Annotated in this window: 16 protein-coding genes; 9 read left to right on the top strand and 7 right to left on the bottom strand. The window is 64.9% G+C overall.

From position 1 onward, the window contains the following. Positions 1-62 precede the first annotated feature (62 nt). The 4 genes from RM2_RS12165 to RM2_RS12150 all read left to right on the top strand — a co-directional run bounded on the left by RM2_RS12165 (position 63) and on the right by RM2_RS12150 (position 4,493). Complete coding sequence (locus RM2_RS12165; RefSeq protein ID WP_072689543.1) at positions 63-998, top strand: 4-(cytidine 5'-diphospho)-2-C-methyl-D-erythritol kinase; 936 nt, start codon at positions 63-65, stop codon at positions 996-998. Next, a complete protein-coding gene (locus RM2_RS12160; RefSeq protein WP_072689541.1) occupies positions 998-2,782 on the top strand; it encodes an ABC-F family ATP-binding cassette domain-containing protein in 1,785 nt (594 codons plus the stop codon). Before RM2_RS12165 ends, RM2_RS12160 begins: the two co-directional genes overlap by 1 nt. A gap of 107 nt (positions 2,783-2,889) precedes the next feature. Further along, positions 2,890-3,207, top strand: a complete 318-nt coding sequence (locus RM2_RS12155) for an Rv3488 family transcriptional regulator (RefSeq protein ID WP_072689765.1) — start codon at positions 2,890-2,892, stop codon at positions 3,205-3,207. After that, complete coding sequence (locus RM2_RS12150) at positions 3,204-4,493, top strand: APC family permease (protein WP_072689538.1); 1,290 nt, start codon at positions 3,204-3,206, stop codon at positions 4,491-4,493. The genes RM2_RS12155 and RM2_RS12150 overlap by 4 nt, the downstream gene beginning before the upstream one ends. A gap of 56 nt (positions 4,494-4,549) precedes the next feature. On the opposite strand, the gene RM2_RS12145 is transcribed toward RM2_RS12150, so the two are convergent. Beyond that, positions 4,550-5,002: a DoxX family protein gene (locus RM2_RS12145; RefSeq protein WP_072689763.1), complete on the bottom strand. Its 453-nt coding sequence runs from the start codon at positions 5,000-5,002 to the stop codon at positions 4,550-4,552. A 336-nt stretch (positions 5,003-5,338) separates the two neighbouring features. Here RM2_RS12145 and RM2_RS12140 point away from each other — a divergent pair, with 336 nt between their 5' ends. Genes RM2_RS12140 through RM2_RS12130 form a run of 3 tightly spaced genes read left to right on the top strand, consistent with a single transcriptional unit; the run spans position 5,339 to position 6,952 of the window. Beyond that, the gene (locus tag RM2_RS12140; RefSeq protein WP_072689535.1) at positions 5,339-5,815 is read left to right on the top strand and encodes a nuclear transport factor 2 family protein; all 477 of its coding nucleotides are present in this window, start codon (positions 5,339-5,341) and stop codon (positions 5,813-5,815) included. Positions 5,816-5,826: 11 nt separating this feature from the next. Continuing rightward, entirely contained in the window at positions 5,827-6,240 is a 414-nt protein-coding gene (locus tag RM2_RS12135) for a VOC family protein (RefSeq protein WP_072689532.1), read from the top strand. A gap of 28 nt (positions 6,241-6,268) precedes the next feature. After that, positions 6,269-6,952 carry a pyridoxine/pyridoxamine 5'-phosphate oxidase gene (locus RM2_RS12130; RefSeq protein WP_072689529.1) on the top strand — a complete coding sequence of 228 codons (684 nt, stop codon included), beginning with the start codon at positions 6,269-6,271 and terminating at the stop codon, positions 6,950-6,952. Between the two features lie 48 nt (positions 6,953-7,000). Here the strand turns inward: RM2_RS12130 and RM2_RS12125 are convergent, their stop codons facing one another. Then, the gene (locus RM2_RS12125) at positions 7,001-8,725 is read right to left on the bottom strand and encodes a peptide chain release factor 3 (protein WP_072689526.1); all 1,725 of its coding nucleotides are present in this window, start codon (positions 8,723-8,725) and stop codon (positions 7,001-7,003) included. Between the two features lie 211 nt (positions 8,726-8,936). Between RM2_RS12125 and RM2_RS12120 the strand changes: the two genes are divergently transcribed. After that, entirely contained in the window at positions 8,937-10,571 is a 1,635-nt protein-coding gene (locus RM2_RS12120; RefSeq protein ID WP_072689523.1) for a fatty acyl-AMP ligase, read from the top strand. 24 nt (positions 10,572-10,595) lie between these two features. Here the strand turns inward: RM2_RS12120 and pth are convergent, their stop codons facing one another. Both pth and RM2_RS12110 read right to left on the bottom strand, forming a co-directional pair. Then, complete coding sequence (gene pth / locus RM2_RS12115) at positions 10,596-11,168, bottom strand: aminoacyl-tRNA hydrolase (protein ID WP_072689760.1); 573 nt, start codon at positions 11,166-11,168, stop codon at positions 10,596-10,598. Positions 11,169-11,291: 123 nt separating this feature from the next. Next, a complete protein-coding gene (locus tag RM2_RS12110; protein ID WP_072689520.1) occupies positions 11,292-11,903 on the bottom strand; it encodes a 50S ribosomal protein L25/general stress protein Ctc in 612 nt (203 codons plus the stop codon). A 507-nt stretch (positions 11,904-12,410) separates the two neighbouring features. Here RM2_RS12110 and RM2_RS12105 point away from each other — a divergent pair. Then, complete coding sequence (locus RM2_RS12105; RefSeq protein WP_072689517.1) at positions 12,411-12,779, top strand: hypothetical protein; 369 nt, start codon at positions 12,411-12,413, stop codon at positions 12,777-12,779. Between the two features lie 99 nt (positions 12,780-12,878). On the opposite strand, the gene RM2_RS12100 is transcribed toward RM2_RS12105, so the two are convergent. The 3 genes from RM2_RS12100 to RM2_RS12090 all read right to left on the bottom strand — a co-directional run bounded on the left by RM2_RS12100 (position 12,879) and on the right by RM2_RS12090 (position 16,619). After that, positions 12,879-13,481 (bottom strand): helix-turn-helix domain-containing protein, encoded by a 603-nt coding sequence (locus RM2_RS12100; RefSeq protein ID WP_072689514.1) that lies wholly within the window; start codon positions 13,479-13,481, stop codon positions 12,879-12,881. Positions 13,482-13,842: 361 nt separating this feature from the next. After that, positions 13,843-15,324 (bottom strand): FAD-dependent oxidoreductase, encoded by a 1,482-nt coding sequence (locus RM2_RS12095; protein WP_072689511.1) that lies wholly within the window; start codon positions 15,322-15,324, stop codon positions 13,843-13,845. 119 nt (positions 15,325-15,443) lie between these two features. Continuing rightward, complete coding sequence (locus RM2_RS12090) at positions 15,444-16,619, bottom strand: aminotransferase class V-fold PLP-dependent enzyme (protein WP_072689508.1); 1,176 nt, start codon at positions 16,617-16,619, stop codon at positions 15,444-15,446. Positions 16,620-16,675: the final 56 nt, after the last annotated feature.

The following is a 16,675-nucleotide window of genomic DNA, read 5'->3' as shown; positions in this document are numbered from 1 at the left end:
GGCAAAGTACGTGATCGGCTGCATTTCCGCACCCGCACGGAGAGCGCCTAAGCTCTACCCTTGTGCTTTCCGTCGTTCCTCACCCCGTCGTAGTTCGGGCCCCGTCCAAGGTCAATCTGCATCTGGCCGTCGGTGACCTGCGCGATGACGGCTATCACGAGTTGAATACGGTATTTCAGGCGCTTTCGCTCAGCGACTCGGTGGCGGTGGCTCCCGCGGACACTTTGTCGGTGACGGTCCGGGGCGAGGACGCTGCGGCGGTGCCCACGGACGGCGGCAATCTCGCTTGGAAGGCGGCAGAGATGCTCGGCGCCGAGTCGGGGCGGCGCCCGGATGTCGAGATCTCCATCGACAAGGGCATCCCGGTGGCTGGGGGGATGGCCGGCGGAAGCGCGGACGCGGCGGCGACGCTGGTGGCGCTCAACGTGCTGTGGCAACTCGACCTGTCCCGCGAGGAACTCGACGGTTTCGCCGCGAGGCTCGGTAGCGACGTGCCGTTCTCGCTACACGGTGGCACCGCATTCGGGACGGGGCGCGGCGAACGGCTTCTGCCGGTACTTTCCCGCAGTACCTTCCACTGGGTGCTCGCGCTCGCCAAGGGGGGGTTGAGCACCCCGGCGGTGTTCCGGGAGCTGGACCAACTACGCGCGGACGGGAGTCCACCGCGACTGGGCGGCGCGGACGATCTGATGCACGCCCTCACTACGGGCGACGCCGCAACCCTCGCCCCGTTGCTGGGCAACGATTTGCAAGCAGCTGCTCTGTCACTGAGTCCGGGGCTGAGGCGGACGTTGCGGGCCGGGGTCACGGCAGGCGCGCTGGCGGGCATCGTCTCCGGGTCTGGCCCGACCTGTGCTTTTCTGTGCGCCGACGCGGATGCCGCGGTCCAGGTCAGCGCGGAACTTGCGGGCGCGGGGGTGTGTCGCACGGTGCGGGTTGCGAGTGGACCAGTGCCTGGCGCACGAATATTCAACGACACGACGGAGGGATCGCACTGATGGCGAATCTGATCAATCTCGAGCAGGTGTCGAAGTCGTTCGGCATCAAGCCATTGCTCGAGTCGGTGTCACTCGGGTTGCAGGAAGGCGAACGCATCGGCGTCGTCGGTCTCAACGGCGGTGGCAAGACCACACTGCTCGAGGTGCTTGCCGGCGTGGAGGCGCCTGATGCCGGACGAGTCAGCCGGGTCGGCGGCCTGCGCATGGCGGTCGTGACCCAGCGCGGCGTCCTGCCCCCCGGTTCGAGTGTCGGCGACGTGGTCTTGGGGCCACTCGGTGTGGCCGATCACGAATGGGCCGGCGACGCTCGCATCAGGTCGATCCTGGCGGGTATCGGCATCGACAATCTGGGTCTGGACGTGACGGTCGACGGACTGTCCGGTGGTGAACGCCGGCGGGTAGCGCTGGCTGCCGCGCTCGTCCAGGACCTCGACCTCTTGGTGCTCGACGAGCCCACCAACCACTTGGACGTCGAGGGAGTGCAGTGGCTGGCCGAGCATCTCGTGGGCCGACGCAGTGCGCTGGTGGTCGTGACCCACGACCGGTGGTTCCTCGACACCGTCGCCAACCGCACCTGGGAGGTGGTGGGCGGCAAGGTCGAAAGTTACGAGGGTGGCTACGCCGACTGGATCTTCGCTCGCGCTGAGCGTGGCCGGCAGGCCGATGCGGCAGAAGACCGTCGTCGCAACCTCGCCCGGAAGGAACTGGCATGGCTCCGACGTGGCCCTCCGGCTCGAACATCCAAGCCGCGCTACCGAATCGAGGCCGCCGAGGCGTTAATCGCCGACGTGCCTGCACCCCGTGACAGCGTGGCCTTGGCATCGTTCGCGCAGCGCAGGCTCGGCAAGGTCGTCGTCGAACTCGAGGACGCGCGCCTCGAGACGCCCGACGGCCGGGTGCTCGTGAACGACCTCACTTGGCGACTTGCGCCGGGGGAGCGCGTCGGCCTGGTCGGAATCAACGGTTCCGGCAAGACCACTCTCCTGCGTACGCTCGCGGGGGAGATCGAACCCGCGTCGGGCAAGCGCATCCAGGGGCAGACCGTGCACATCGGATGGCTCCGTCAGGAACTCGACGATTTGCCGACCAACATGCGGGTTCTCGAGGCCGTCAAGGACGTGGCCGAGCGGATCACGTTGGGCGACAAGGAAGTCTCGGCTGGACAGTTGGCGGAGCGGCTCGGCTTCACCCCTGCCCGGCAGCGGACCCCGGTCGGCGATCTGTCGGGTGGCGAGCGTCGTCGTCTTCAGCTGACCCGTGTGCTGATGGCCGAGCCGAACGTCCTGCTGCTCGACGAGCCGACCAACGACCTCGACATCGACACGTTGCAGCAACTCGAGGACCTTCTCGACAGCTGGGCGGGCACGATGGTGGTGATCAGCCACGACCGGTACCTCATCGAGCGCATCTGCGATACGACGTGGGCGCTGTTCGGCGACGGAAAGCTGACCAACTTGCCCGGCGGTATCGAGGAGTACTTGCGTCGCAGGTTGTCGATGGCCGACGGCGGCGCCCCCTCGGTCGCGTCGACGGCCGGCGGTGCGTCGGCGCCCCGGCAGACACGTGACGGCGCGGCCGATCGCACAGCCCGCAAGGAACTGGCCCGGCTCGAGCGTGCGGTCGCGAAGTTGGACGAGCGGGAGCGGAAGCTTCACGCGAAATTGGCCGAAGCGGCAACCGACCCGGACAGCCTGCAGAAACTCGACGCCGAACTCAAGCAGGCCGTCGCGGAGAAGGAAGCCACCGAGGAGCAGTGGATGGAACTGGCCGCCGAACTCGACTAGTGCGGACCGATCAACCGTCTGCTTCGGGCGTCGAATATCCCTGGTGTGTGATTCGGCTACCATTACAGAAGCCGATATCGAAATCCGATAGCTGAGGGTTGATGCAGGTGAGTCAGTTTCTTCGGGGAGCAGTGCGCCTGAATGTTCTCCACCACGCCATGGAGGGTCCGATCCACGGGGCGTGGATGGCTGAGGAACTTGCCCATCACGGATACCGAATCTCGCCGGGTACCCTGTATCCGACATTGCATCGCATGCAGTTCGACGGCTTGTTGACCTCTACCCACGAGGTCGTGGACGGGCGCACCCGGCGGGTCTATTCGATTACCGACAGCGGTCGGGCCGCACTGGCCGAGGAACGGCACGCCCTGGCGGAACTGGCCCGTGAAATCCTCGGCCCCGGCCACGTGAAAGAGCAGAAATGAGTGCAACACAACCCACACTCGCCCGCCGACTCGACACCAAGGATGCGGTGGTCATCGGCCTCGGGTCGATGATCGGGGCCGGTGTGTTCGCCGCGTTCGGTCCCGCCGCGAAGGCCGCGGGCGCGGGCCTGCTGATCGGCTTGGCGATCGCCGCGGTCATCGCCTTCTGCAACGCGACCGCATCCGCCCAACTCGCGGCGACATATCCGACGTCCGGGGGGACCTACGTCTACGGTCGTGAACGACTGGGACCGTGGTACGGGTTCGCGGCCGGGTGGGGATTCGTGATCGGCAAGATCGCCTCCTGCGCGGCGATGGCGCTGACATTCGCTTCCTACGCAGTGCCCGGACCGTGGTGGGTTCAGCGCCTGGTCGCCGTCGTGGCGGTGCTCGCACTGGCTGGTCTGAACTACCGCGGAGTGACCCGGACGGCAATGTTGACCCGAATTCTGGTGTTCTGCACGTTGGTTGCGCTCATAGTCGTCGTCTTGGGCATCGCGTTCAGCGGCGGAGCCGACCCGGCTCACCTCGGCAGCGCGGGCGGGTGGTGGTCGGGTGGGTTCTACGGGATCTTGCAGTCGGCGGGATTGCTGTTCTTCGCATTCGCCGGGTACGCCCGGATCGCAACAATGGGCGAGGAGGTCAAGGACCCCACACGCACTATTCCGAAGGCGATCACGATCGCCCTTTCGATGGCGGTCGTGATCTACCTGATCGTCGGAGTTTCGGTGCTGCTCGGCGCGGGAGCGGACCGACTTGCCGCTGCGACTGCGCCACTGGCCGAGGCGGTCCGGGTGGCCGGGGTCGGGACGCTCGTGCCGGTGGTGGCAGTGGGTGGCGCGTTGGCCAGCCTCGGCGCCCTGCTCGCCCTGATCACCGGTATTGGCCGGACGGGTCTGGCGATGGCCCGCAACCGCGACCTACCGAGCTGGCTCGACGCCGTACACCCGCGCTACGGGGTACCCCACCACGCCGAAATCGCGCTTGCCATTGTGGTCAGCGTGCTGGTGCTCACCGTGGACTTGCGTGGGGTGATCGGATTTTCCTCGTTCGGGGTGCTGGTCTACTACGCGATCGCGAACGCCTCGGCATATACCCAACCCGCCGAGCAGCGCCGCTGGCCGCGCTGGTTCAACATCGTTGGCGGTGTCGGATGCCTGGTCCTGGTCGCTACGCTTCCTCCAACCTCGGTATTGGCCGGATTGGTCATGTTCGCTGTCGGGTTTCTCGTTCGTGCCTTCGTTCTGTGGAGGCGGAGCCAGGACCCCGCCGACAGGGATGAATAGTTCACCCGGTCTGAAGGTTCCACTTCGTGATGGCCCGGAGACTCGAGTTGACGTGCTCACGATTGAGGCTGAAGTGCCCGCTTGGCGAGCCAGGCATCGAGAGAGATCCGGCCCGGGCCGAGTAGAAGAAGTGCGATCAGACCGAACAACATGGACCAATCGGGGCGGGACTCGTGGGCCATGTCCCAAAAGCCGCGCAGTTGAGGGGTCAGACCCCCGGCTCCCCATAGGATCGGGATCTTGGTAAGGATGATCGCCAGCGAGATGTCCACCAACAGGGGAATGACTGCCACGCGGGTGATCAGTCCCAGAAGAATCAGTGCGCCGAACACCGTCTCGGCTAGCCCGTCGAGATAACCGAAGAAATAGGGGGCGGGCACGGAAATCTCCGCGAACCGGCCACCGCCGAGCGCGTCGGGGTACAAGAACTTCTGAATGCCCTCGGACAAGAACACCGCGCCGACCAGAATCCGGAGGAAGATCAGCGCACCCGGACCGTCAGCTTTCAGCCATCGCGTCCACTGGGTGCCGCCTTGGGGATATACCACCATAATCGTCTCCCGATGTCGATCATCGATATCTGTTCTCGATAGTACTGACGGTCCTGAAAGTCGACCACTATCGATGCCCCCGGTTGGGGCGACCCCGTGGGAGGGGCGATCAACTTCGTGCTCCAGGACGGGAGGGGTCGAACCCAGAGCCAATTTGTTATCGTTTCGTGACCAATATCTCGGCGGTTGCCTGCATGATCCGCGCGAAACGAGGGAATTACAGATGTATGTGCAGATTCTCGGTTTGGTCTGCAGTTCAGCGCTTACACGTTCGCTGCACAGGAGGCCGGGGTCATGAATCTCGAGGCGATCAAACATATCGAGCAACTCAAGCACCGTTACTCACGTGCACTTGACACCAAGTCCTGGGTCGAATTCGCCGATACGATGGTTCCGAATGTCACGGCGACATACAGCGAGTACCTCACTTTCGATTCCCGTGATACTTTCGTGTCTTTTCTCGCGAACACACTCGGGACCCGCGTGATCACCGAGCATCACTGCGGCCAACCGGAGATCACGGTTACCGGTGATACCGCAGTGGGGGTGTGGTTTCTCGCAGACACCACGATGATTCCCGAGGACGGAATGTTGCTCCGCGGGTCTGCCTATTATCATGATCGTTATCTGAGGTGCTCCGACGGGAACTGGCGAATCACGCACACCGGATACGAACGAATCTGGGAATCGGTTGCGGCACTCTCAGACTGGCCGAGTTTCCGGATCACTTCCAACAAGTGGGCGATGGCACAGCCGCCGCCAACCGTCTGAGGTAGGCGCCGATGTCTTCGAAAGCCCCCTCGCCAGGCGCACTACCGTATCTCACCGTGCGGCGCGGAGCCGAGGCCATCGACTGGTATTCCAGGGTGTTCGGCGCAGAGGTTGTCGGCGAACCGATCATCATGGACGACGGTCGGGTTGGGCACGCCGAACTACGGTCGCCCACAGGGATGATCTACCTCGCCGAAGAGTTCCCGGAAATGGGTCTGACCGCGCCGGAATCCGGTTCGACATCAGTGAGCCTGATGTTGCCGGTCGAAGATCCGAATGATGTCCTGGCGAGGGCCCATGATGCAGGGGGCAAGGTGGAACGGTGGATTTCGGAGGGCCACGGACACCGTAACGCCACCCTCATCGATCCGTTCGGCCACCGTTGGCTGCTGGTCGGGCCGACGGCTCCGGCCAGCCCTGACTGAGGGTATGAACCGCGGCTACTGTCGACACATGCCGACTGCACCCGACCCCTCGTCGTATCTGGACACCCGCGCTTGGATCCGCGCGCTGCCGGCGCTGAGCGGCGTGACGCCTCCGCTCGTAGAGGTGCTGCCGGATTCGCCGTCCGAGTTGTTTCTCTATTGGATTACGGAGGCCGGCGCCGCTGGTGTTCCCGAGCCACAGGCCGCCGCACTGTCGACTGTAGATGCCGACGGATGCCCCGACGCCCGGTTCCTGCTGCTCAAGGACGTGACCGAGCGGGGTTTCTGGTTCTCCGGTGACGCGCACTCACCGAAGGGACGCGACTTGGCATCGAATTCCTCTGCGGCACTCACGTTCTACTGGCGCGAGCAGGGCCGTCAGGTGCGGGTGCGAGGATCGGTGGAGGAGGGCGGGCCAGCGGTGTCGGCTCGCGATTTCCGCGAACGCTCCGTCACCGCGCGGGCCGTGGCCGCCGCCAGTCGACAGAGCGAGGTGCTCGGCGATCCTGCCGAGTACGAACACGCGGTCACGGCTGCGGTCGCTCGGATCGAAGCCGAACCCGACTTCGTCTCGGACAGTTGGCGGGCATGGTGCCTGGTTCCCGACAGCGTCGAGTTCTGGCAGGCAGACCCCGGGCGTCGGCACCGGCGTCGGCTCTACCGACGCGATACCGGTACGGGAGGCTGGACCGCAGCGGAACTGTGGCCGTGATCTGCGGTCGGCGCGGCGAACTGGAACCGGAGAACGGCCCCTCGAGCGTTAGTCGGCGGCGGCCACGAGAGGCTCGAGCATGAGTTCGGGCAACTCCTTCTGGATGTACTGCAGTCGCCACTTGTCACTGACGAGAGCGAGCATCACCCCGTCCGAGCGGGTGAATACCTCGACGCCGCGCTGCCGGTTCAATTCGTCGGCGGACGCCGCGTCGGTGCGCCGCGCCAAGGCGTAGCCCAGCGGTTCCATCCGGGCCTCGACGTTGAACTCGGCCTTCATCCGTGCCGCGACCACCTCGAACTGCATCGGTCCGACGGCTGCCATGACCGGGGAGGCGTCGCCGCGGAGGTCGTTGCGGAGGATCTGTACTACACCCTCGGAGTCGAGTTGATCCACGGCGCGGCGGAACTGCTTGTACTTGCCCGCGCTATCGGCTCGCAGAATCGAGAAGTGTTCGGGGGCGAAAGATGGAATCGGTGGGAACTCCACCTTCTTGTCGAAGAACAGAGTGTGTCCGGGGGCGAGTGCCGTAGCGTTCACGAGTCCCACCACGTCGCCGGGGTACGCAGATTCGACCGTCGAACGTTCACGGCCGAATACGGTCTGCGCGTACTTGGTCGTGAACGGCTTCCCGGTCTGGGCGTGGGTGACGACCATGCCGCGCTCGAACGCCCCCGACACGATGCGCATGAACGCCAGTCGGTCGCGGTGTGCGGTATCCATGCCGGCCTGGACCTTGAAGACGACCGCACTGAACGGGTCGGTGACTTCGCGTGGCGTGCCGGCGGCATCTGTCCGGACGCTGGGTGGGGGTGCCAGTTCCACGAGGGTGTCGAGAATCTGGCGGACCCCGAAGTTGAGCATTGCGGACGCGAAGATCACCGGTGACGTCTGGCCGCCGAGGAACAACTCCTGGTCGTGGTCCTGGCCGGTGGCCGAGAGTAGTTCGCTCTCCTCAACGGCGGTTTCCCACTCGGAACCCTCCTTGGCGAGGGCGGTGTCGGCATCCATGACCTCTTCGGGGGCAATTTTCGCGCCGCCCGCCGTGCGCGTGAATCGGATGTACTCACGTGGGGCACCTTCCTCGCCGCGGCGCAGCAGTCCGCGGAAGTCGCCGGCGATGCCGACCGGCCAATAAAGGGGGGTCGGTGTGAGGCCGATCCGCTCCTGGATCTCGTCGAGAAGTTCGAGCGGTGTCTGGCCCGGCCGGTCCCACTTGTTGATCACCGTGATCACCGGGATCCCGCGGTGACGGCACACTTGGAACAGCTTGAGAGTCTGCGGTTCGAGGCCCTTCGCGGCGTCAATGAGCATGACGGCGGCATCGACCGCGGTCAGGACGCGGTACGTGTCCTCCGAGAAGTCGGAGTGGCCGGGGGTGTCCACCAGATTGATCACGTTATCGACGGCTTCGTCGGCCGCCACCTCGGTGGATCGGTAGTTGAACTGCAGTGCTGTGGAGCTGACCGAGATTCCGCGTGCCTTCTCCATCTCCATCCAGTCGGAGACCGTTGATTTGCGGCCCGCTTTGCCGTGAACGGCGCCTGCCTCGGAGATGACCTTCGCGTGCAGTGCGAGAGCCTCCGTCAGCGTCGATTTACCGGCGTCGGGATGCGAGATCACGGCGAACGTCCGGCGTCGGCGAGCCTCGGCTCGGACGCTCTTGCCGGATTTCCCCTGCGTCGCAGACACGGGGGAAGGCTGGTCAGTACCGCCGTCGGCAGACGCCGCGTCGGCTGGAATGGTGTCGGCCGAGTCGGACGGGGTAGTCAACGAAGAACCTCTCGGGGGCTGAATGCTGCAACGGAGGCCGTGTGGCCGCACACCAGGCTACTCGGACGCCGAAGACGAACTCTCAGCACATTCGTATCCAGCGAGGAGTAACGATCGGACCTCGGTTGGGGATTAATCGTAGTGAGTCGTCGGGGCGCTCCGGAATGAACGATTCTGCGTTCGGGCACCCATAATCGCAGGAGGAGAGACGTTGAGTAAATTCACCGACGAGATGTACGCGACCGCGACGAGCAGCACCCACGGTCTGAATACAGGTGAGCCGGATGCCCCACTGCGGCAGTCGTGGGGAGAGATCCACAGCTCGGCGCGTCGCATGGCAGGTGCGCTCGCCGAGGCAGGTATCGGCCACGGCGACGCTATCGGCATCCTCGCCGGTCAGCCTGTCGACATCGCGCCCTCATGCCAGGCCACCTGGATGCGTGGCGCGTCTGTCACGATGCTGCATCAGCCCACACCCCGCACCGATCTGGCGGTGTGGGCTACGGACACCGAAACCGTCATCACCATGATCAACGCGAAGGCTGTAGTCCTCGGTGCGCCGTTCGACGCGGCCAGGCCGCTGCTGGAGGAGCGCGGAATCATGGTGGTCACGGTGGCCGAGTTGAACAGCGGCACCGAGATCGGCCACGTCGATACGTACGAGAGCGATATCGCACTGCAGCAACTCACGTCCGGTTCCACCGGTTCGCCCAAAGCCGTGCAGATCACGCACGAGAACTTCTACACCAACGCCTACGCGATGATCGACCGCATCAAGTTCTCCATCGAGGACGACGTGATGATCAGTTGGCTGCCGTTGTTCCACGACATGGGCATGGTCGGATTCCTCAGCGTGCCGATGCAGGTCGGCGCCGAGGTCGTGAGTATCACCCCGATGGACTTCCTTCAGAGGCCGCTGCTGTGGGCGGAACTGATGGGCAAATACAGGGGCACAGTGACGGCCGCGCCCAACTTTGCGTACTCGTTGCTGGCCCGCCGTCTCGAGCAGGCAGCAGACGGCGCCGTCGACCTCAGTTCCGTGCGGTACATGTGGAATGGAGCAGAGCCCGTCGACCCCGGCACTATGACCGCACTCGCCGAGGCCGGTGCTCGTTTCGGGTTGAGCCCGTCCGCCCTGGCCCCCGTCTACGGCATGGCCGAGACCACCCTTGCCGTCTCGGTCCCGGACCCAGATCAGGGCCAGGTCCTCGATCTCGTCGACCCTGACCTGCTCGAGGCCATGCAGCGGGCGGTCCCGTCGAACAAGCCGAACGCCCGTGCGCTTGCCACCCTCGGCAAGATGGTGCCGAACCTCGAAGGACGCGTCGTCGACAACGACGGCGAACTGCTCCCGACCCGTGGTGTCGGCATCATCGAAGTACGTGGCAAGGCCGTCACCCCCGGCTACATCACCGTCGACGGACGCAAGCCCGCGCAGGACGCGGACGGCTGGCTGAACACAGGCGATGTCGGCTACTTCACCGAAGAGGGTCTCGTCGTCGTCTGCGGCCGCATCAAAGACGTCATCATCATGGGCGGCCGCAACATCTACCCCACCGACATCGAGCGGGCTGCGGGCACCGTCGCCGGGGTGCGTCCCGGTAACGCGGTGGCGGTGCGACTCGATGCGGGGCAGAAGCGGGAGAGCTTCGCGGTGGCGGTCGAGACCAACGACTACCAGGATCCCGAAGTGGCCAAGCGCATCGAGCACGAGGTAGTGCATGCTGTGTTCTCCGAAGTGGGGGTCCGTCCCCGCACCGTCGCCGTACTCGGGCCGGGCAGCATCCCCAAGACGTCGTCGGGCAAACTGCGCCGCACCACGTCAGCGTCGATCGTTGGCCGGTAACCATCCCGCGTGGTGGCGAAGCGGCTAGTGAAGGCGGTTCTGTGCTGCCTCGAGCCCGACCTTCAGAAGGACCTCGACGGCATCGGCCGCCTGTTCGCAGACTAGGTCGAGTTCCTTACGTTCCACCGTCGAGAACGGCCTCAGCACGTACGACGCCGGGTCCATGCGCCCGGGCGGTCGCCCGATGCCGACGCGGGTACGCAGGTAGTTCTTGGTGCCGAGTGAACTCGAAACGGACCGTAGGCCGTTGTGACCGCCCTCGCCGCCACCCTGCTTGAGGCGGACTGTCCCGAAGTCGAGGTCGAGTTCGTCGTGGATCACCACGATGTTGTCGGCATCGATCGAGAAGAACCGGGCCAATCCGGAGACGGCATTGCCGGACAGATTCATGAACGACCGTGGTTTGGCAAGGATCATCGGGCGACCCTCGAAGCGGCCCTGGAGGATGTCGGCGCCGCTCTTCTTGTGCGCGCCGAACTTGCCGCCCATACGCGCGGACAGCACGCCGGCCACCATGAAGCCGATGTTGTGCCTGGTCTTTTCGTACTGTGAGCCGGGATTACCGAGGCCCACCACCAAGGCGGTGTCTTCACTCACCGACGGTGTCCTTCCCATGCGACAGGTCTCGTGAGACGACAGCGGCGCGTCACCCGGACTACCCGTCCGGGACGACGCGCCGCCGACATCAGTGCGGTGGCGAGAGGATCAGCTCTCGGTGCTCTACTCCGCCGGAGCCTCTTCGGTTTCGGTCTCGACTGCGACAGTCTCTTCTTCGAGGTCGGCAGCGGTCGGGGCTGCGACGACGTTGACGATGAGCAGATCCTCGTCAGCCTGCAGGGTCGAACCCTTGGGCAGGTCGATCTGGCCGGCCAGGATCTGGGTGCCGACTTCGAGGCCCTCGACGGAGACCTCGATCTGCTCGGGGATCTTCAGCGCGTCTGCCTCGAGGGAGATGGTGGCGGCGTCCTGCGCGATCAGCGTGCCGGAAGCGGCCTCACCGGTGACGACGACGGGAACGTCGACGGTGACCTTCTCGCCCTTCTTGATCACGAGGAGGTCGGCGTGCTCGATGTATTTGCGGATCGGGTGAACCACGACGGACTTGGTGAGCGCGACCTGCTCCTTGCCGTCGATATCGAGGGTCAGGATGGCGTTGGTGCCGTGCGAGCGCAGAATGGCTGCGAAGTCGCGGGAGGGCACGTTCAGGTGGCGGGGATTCTCACCGTGGCCGTACAGAACTGCGGGGACCTGGCCGTCGCGGCGGGCACGGCGGGCGGCGCCCTTACCGAATTCGGTACGTACGGCGGCTACGAGGCGATTTGCGTCAGACATTGTGAAACGGCTCCTACAACTCAAAGCGGGTTACTGGCGGGCGGTTCGAGTCGGCGAGGACGAACGCGCGACGGCCAGGAGCGGAACGCTCGAGCAAGCCGTAGCCACGTCGATCACGGTGAGCCAGCCGATTGGAATCTTCTAGTTCACCCTCGCCGAGACAACTCTGGAAACTCTACCGGATGGTGTGCTGACCTGCTAATCGGGTGCCCGCCATGGAAGGTCGACCAGACATGGCCTCCTGGTTCGCAGTGCGGACCATCGGCTAGCTGTTCGCCGTGCGGACTGGGGTTCACTCTGGATGGTGGACATCGAGATGGTCGCCGTAGACACGGCCGCAAACGCCCTGATCTCCCCCGGGTGCCGTTACCGCGTCATGCGGCATTCGGTGAATAGTCGCCGATATGCGTCGATGCTTCGCCGAGGCTTCCCAATGACCCGGACCCGGGCCGAGGTGAGGTGATCGCCACCCTTTGTGAGTGAACTGTTCGAATGATGCGTATTTGCATGAAGGGACAGAATGTGCGACCAGCCATCTACGGGGCCGTCGGGCTTCTGACAGGAGTCATCGCAGTAATCCCGTTTCAGGGAGCCCATGAATCGCTGCTAGATTTCGCCCTTCGGTGGTACTGCCTCCCGCTCGGCGTTGTCGTGATTGCCGCCGTCGCGCTTGGCCAGCTACGGGATCGAGCCGAGGGGTATGTATACGCTGCATCGACTCTGTTCCTTATCGGCGGAGTCGTGCAGCTTCGCTGGTTCGTGATTGCGTTGATGTATCGAGACGTCGCGCCCATCATGGGAACTGTCAGTGCGGGATTCCTCCTCGCTGCCGGGGCAATGATCCTGAATACTCAAGCAGGGGAACCCGCTAGGTAGTGCGCGACAGCACAGCGAGCAGTAGATATCCCGGGGGCCGCGGAAACGGCCGACTCGGAGATCATCAACAGCGCCGAATAGGTGAGAGTTCCTGCGGAGTCAGGGCTCCGGCAAAGTCGTGAATTGAGGAGCCCTGACCTGTCCCCCAAGTAGTTGTATGGATATCGCCATTGCGAATCTGCGGCGGGGCTGTGCTCCGCCGCAGACGATCGGCGGCCGGCCGGGCACCGGTTTCGCCTCGAGCGCCTCCCAGCCCCCTGCCCGGAACTTCGCGACCCACCCGTACACGGTCTTGCGATGCAGCCCCAACACCTCGGCCACGTCCTCGGGGTGCGCCCCGGACTGAACCTGCTCCACCGCACGCCTTCTCAACACCGCCAGGGTCGCATGATCGAGTCTTCGGACATCATGTTCGCGCACAACATGATTCAACCAGAGGCAGGACAAATAGTCGACATACCTACGCACTAATTGGTAAGTTGGTGACGTAGGCGTGGGACCCGTCCGGGGTGCCGCCACCCCTTGTGGGCTGAGCCCGGCGGTGACGGTCGTGGCCACGGTGGCGGTGTCGGCTGCCGCGGTCGCCGCACCCACCCCGGCAACACCGAGCAGCATTGCGAGTATGGCTATCACCCCGAGCAACAGACGTTGGGCGTATCCCCTGACTGTGGGGTAGCCGCGAAAACTACTGCGCGGATTCACATTTTTCTCTTGGCTCGGTGTGCTGAACGAATAGGCGACAGTTTGGGTTTCATGCCGCAACGGCCGCGGCGGGCATCATGATGGCTTCGTACCTAACGAGCGCATAGCAGGCGCCGGCAATTCGAGTGGGGCACTTTTCGTACATTTCAGATCCCGCAAATGATCGTGTCGCGAAACTGCCCACTGGTGGGTGAGGTCAGGACTCGCAGCCGGCGGCTTCGATTGCGAACGAAGAGAACGACCAGGCATCGCGAAGTATGCTGCTGCGCCATTCTGTTGCTACAACGGCGGCCACGAGTACAGGATTGTTCCGGTGCGAACCTCAAGCCACCGGTTGGCTTTTCGCGGTGCGGTCCACCAGTTAGCGCGAGTGGGACTGCCCGGCCGCGCTGATCCCGGCGCGGCGTCCGTAGAAGCTTCCGTCGCCGAGTGAGGTGCCGCTGGCATATCCGCCGGCGCACACACCCGACGTGCAGCGTCCCGCGGCGAAGAGGCCGGGAATCGGCTCGCCGGACACATGCAGCACCTCGGAGTGGATCGTCGTCCGCAGGCCACCGAGGGGGAAGCCGAGCGTGAACCCGCGCAGGTCGAGTGCCGCGACGGGTAAGCCGATCGGTTTCACCCACTCGGCCTTCTTGTGCAACAGCGGATCCGCGCCGTCTTCGGCATGCCTGTTGTACACCTCGACTGTGGATTGGAGTGCGCCGGCGGGCAGCCCCATGTCGGACTCGAGTTCCGCGACGGTCTCGGCCACCCACGTGGGTTGTACACGCAGAAACGGCGTGGCAGTGGTGGCGGCAGCACCCTCTTCGTAGGAGGCTTCGTCGATGATGAGGAACGCCTGGTTCTCCTGGTGGAACAGGGTCATCTGGCCGATACGCCCCGAATACGTGTCTTCCGGAACGTAGCGCTGGCCATGCCCGTTGACGAGGATGCCGCGAGCCGCCAACTGCGGATCGCACACGAAGGCGACCTCGGTGGCGTCCATGTGGGCGAGATCGGCGCCCAGTGCCTGGGCCATCAGGATCGAGCGACCGTCGTGTTCCTCGACGGCGGCGCCCGGACGTCCGATGAGCCGGGGTGCGTGGGCCTCGATCATCCTGTCGTTGTAAGCAAAGCTGCCGGAAGCGAGGATGACACCGCTTCGCGCCCGGACCGCCACCTCCTTGCCATACTGCTTGGCGACGGTCCCAACCACTCGACCCGTGTCGTCGATGACGAGTGTCTGCACGCACATGTCGTATTCGGCACGGACCCCGAGCTTTTCGGCGGTCTCGACGAGCGGCTTCATCAACATGTAGCCGCCGCCCTTCTCACCCGTGCGCTTGTCGGCCATCTGCGGAACGTGCCCGCGCGGCGCGGGTGTAGCGATCTCGTTGAACGGCGCCGCATTCTCCCCGCCGGAGTACATGAGGCCATCGTCGAACGGGGGCTCCCAACCGGGTTCGCCCCAGAAGGTCTCTTTGAACGGAACGCCGCAGTCGACCAGCCAGTCGTAGTGGTCGACGCTGCCGTCGCAGTAGTCGGTGATCTTCTCCTCGTCGACGCCCGGGCCGAGCGCCGCCATCATGAACTTCTTCATATTTTCGGGGGAGTCGTCGAACCCACACGCCTTCTGGAGTGACGTCCCCCCGCCGAGGTAGATCAATCCGCCCGCGAGCGCGGCGGCGCCACCCCATCCGCTGGTGCGTTCGAGCACGAGGACTTCGGCGCCTGCGCGTGCAGCCTCAATGGACGAGGACACGCCGGCGATGCCGTAGCCCACGACCACGACGTCGGCCTCGTAATCCCACTGGGCGACTTCTGCTGCGGATCGGGGTCGGATAGGGGTGGCATCGGACACGGGCGGAGTCCTCTCAGGCGATTACAAACGCAGTGCGACGGCGGTTACTCCCAGACCGTAACTTGCCGCACGTCGGTGAGCCCGTATTGCGGTGCCTGGGTGAGTCCGAGCCCACTGCGCTATCCAGTGAGTGTCCGCACCTCCGCGAGGAATCGGTCGAGGTCGTCCGGAGAGCAGAAATAGTGCGGCGACGCCCGCACCAGGGAGTCCAGCCCGCGAGTGCTCATGTCCAGCAAGGTTGATCCGCGCAGGCTGGACGTGACGGTGACGTTCCGTGTCGCCAACCGCTTGGTGACGTCGGCCGGATCGAGGCCGTCGACGGTGAACGACACTATTCCGCAGCGGTGGGCGCCGAGATCGCGCACGGTTACACCGGTGATCGCGGCGAGTCCAGAGCGTATGTGCTCGGCGCCTGCCAACACGGCCGCTTCGACCTCCGCCGGACCGAGGTCGAGGAGATAGTCGACGGCCACGCCGAGCCCGAGGCGTGCCGCGACGCTGCATTCCCAGGTTTCGAACTTGCTTGCGTCGGTGGTCGGCCGGTATGCGTCGGCGGCGGTCCACTCGGCGCTGTGCAGGTCGAAAGAGGCGGGTTCGAGAGCCGCGATCAGTTCCGGGCGGACGTAAAGGAACCCGGTGCCCCGCGGCGCGCGCAGCCATTTGCGGCCGGTAGCGGAGAGCGCGTCGATGCCCAGTTCGGTCACGTCGAGCGCGATCTGGCCGACGGACTGGCAGGCGTCGAGCAGCACAAGCGCCCCGTGAGCGTGCGCCAGATCCGACACCTCGCGAACGGGGTTGACCAGACCGCCGTTGGTGGGCACGTGCACGAGAGAGACGAGGCGAACGCGGTCGTCGAGGAGTCTTGCCAGGGCGGCCACGTCGATCTGCCCGGTGGGGTCGCTCGGGATCACGTCGATCGTCGCCCCCGCCGCGTGGGCTCGTTGCAGGACTGCGATCGCGTTGCTTGCGTACTCGACCTCCGAGATCAGTACACGGTCGCCGGCCTGGAGGGGGACGGCGTGGAAAAATCTGTTCCAGGCGGTGGTCGCGCCGTCTGCCAAGGCGATGCTGTCGGCGTCCGCGCCGATCAACCGGCCCAGGGACGTCTTCACACCGGCGATGTCTTGTGCCCGTTCGATGGCCGCGACGTATCCGCCGACCTCAGCCTCCCGGCGCAGGTGCGCGAACATCGCATCCAGGACTTGCGTGGGTGGGAGTGAGGAACCCGCGCTTTCCAGGAACACCTTGTCGAGACAGCCGGGGGTGTCCCGTCGCGCTTGCTCGACGTCGAGCATGTCTGATACCTCCCTGTGTGCGGTGAATCGGTTGTGCGGTGAATCGCCGGGCGGTG

The organism is Rhodococcus marinonascens NBRC 14363 (assembly GCF_001894885.1).
GTDB lineage: Bacteria > Actinomycetota > Actinomycetes > Mycobacteriales > Mycobacteriaceae > Rhodococcus_F > Rhodococcus_F marinonascens.
The sequence above is the reverse complement of the archived record's forward strand: the minus strand, read 5'-3'. Positions and strand labels throughout refer to the sequence as shown.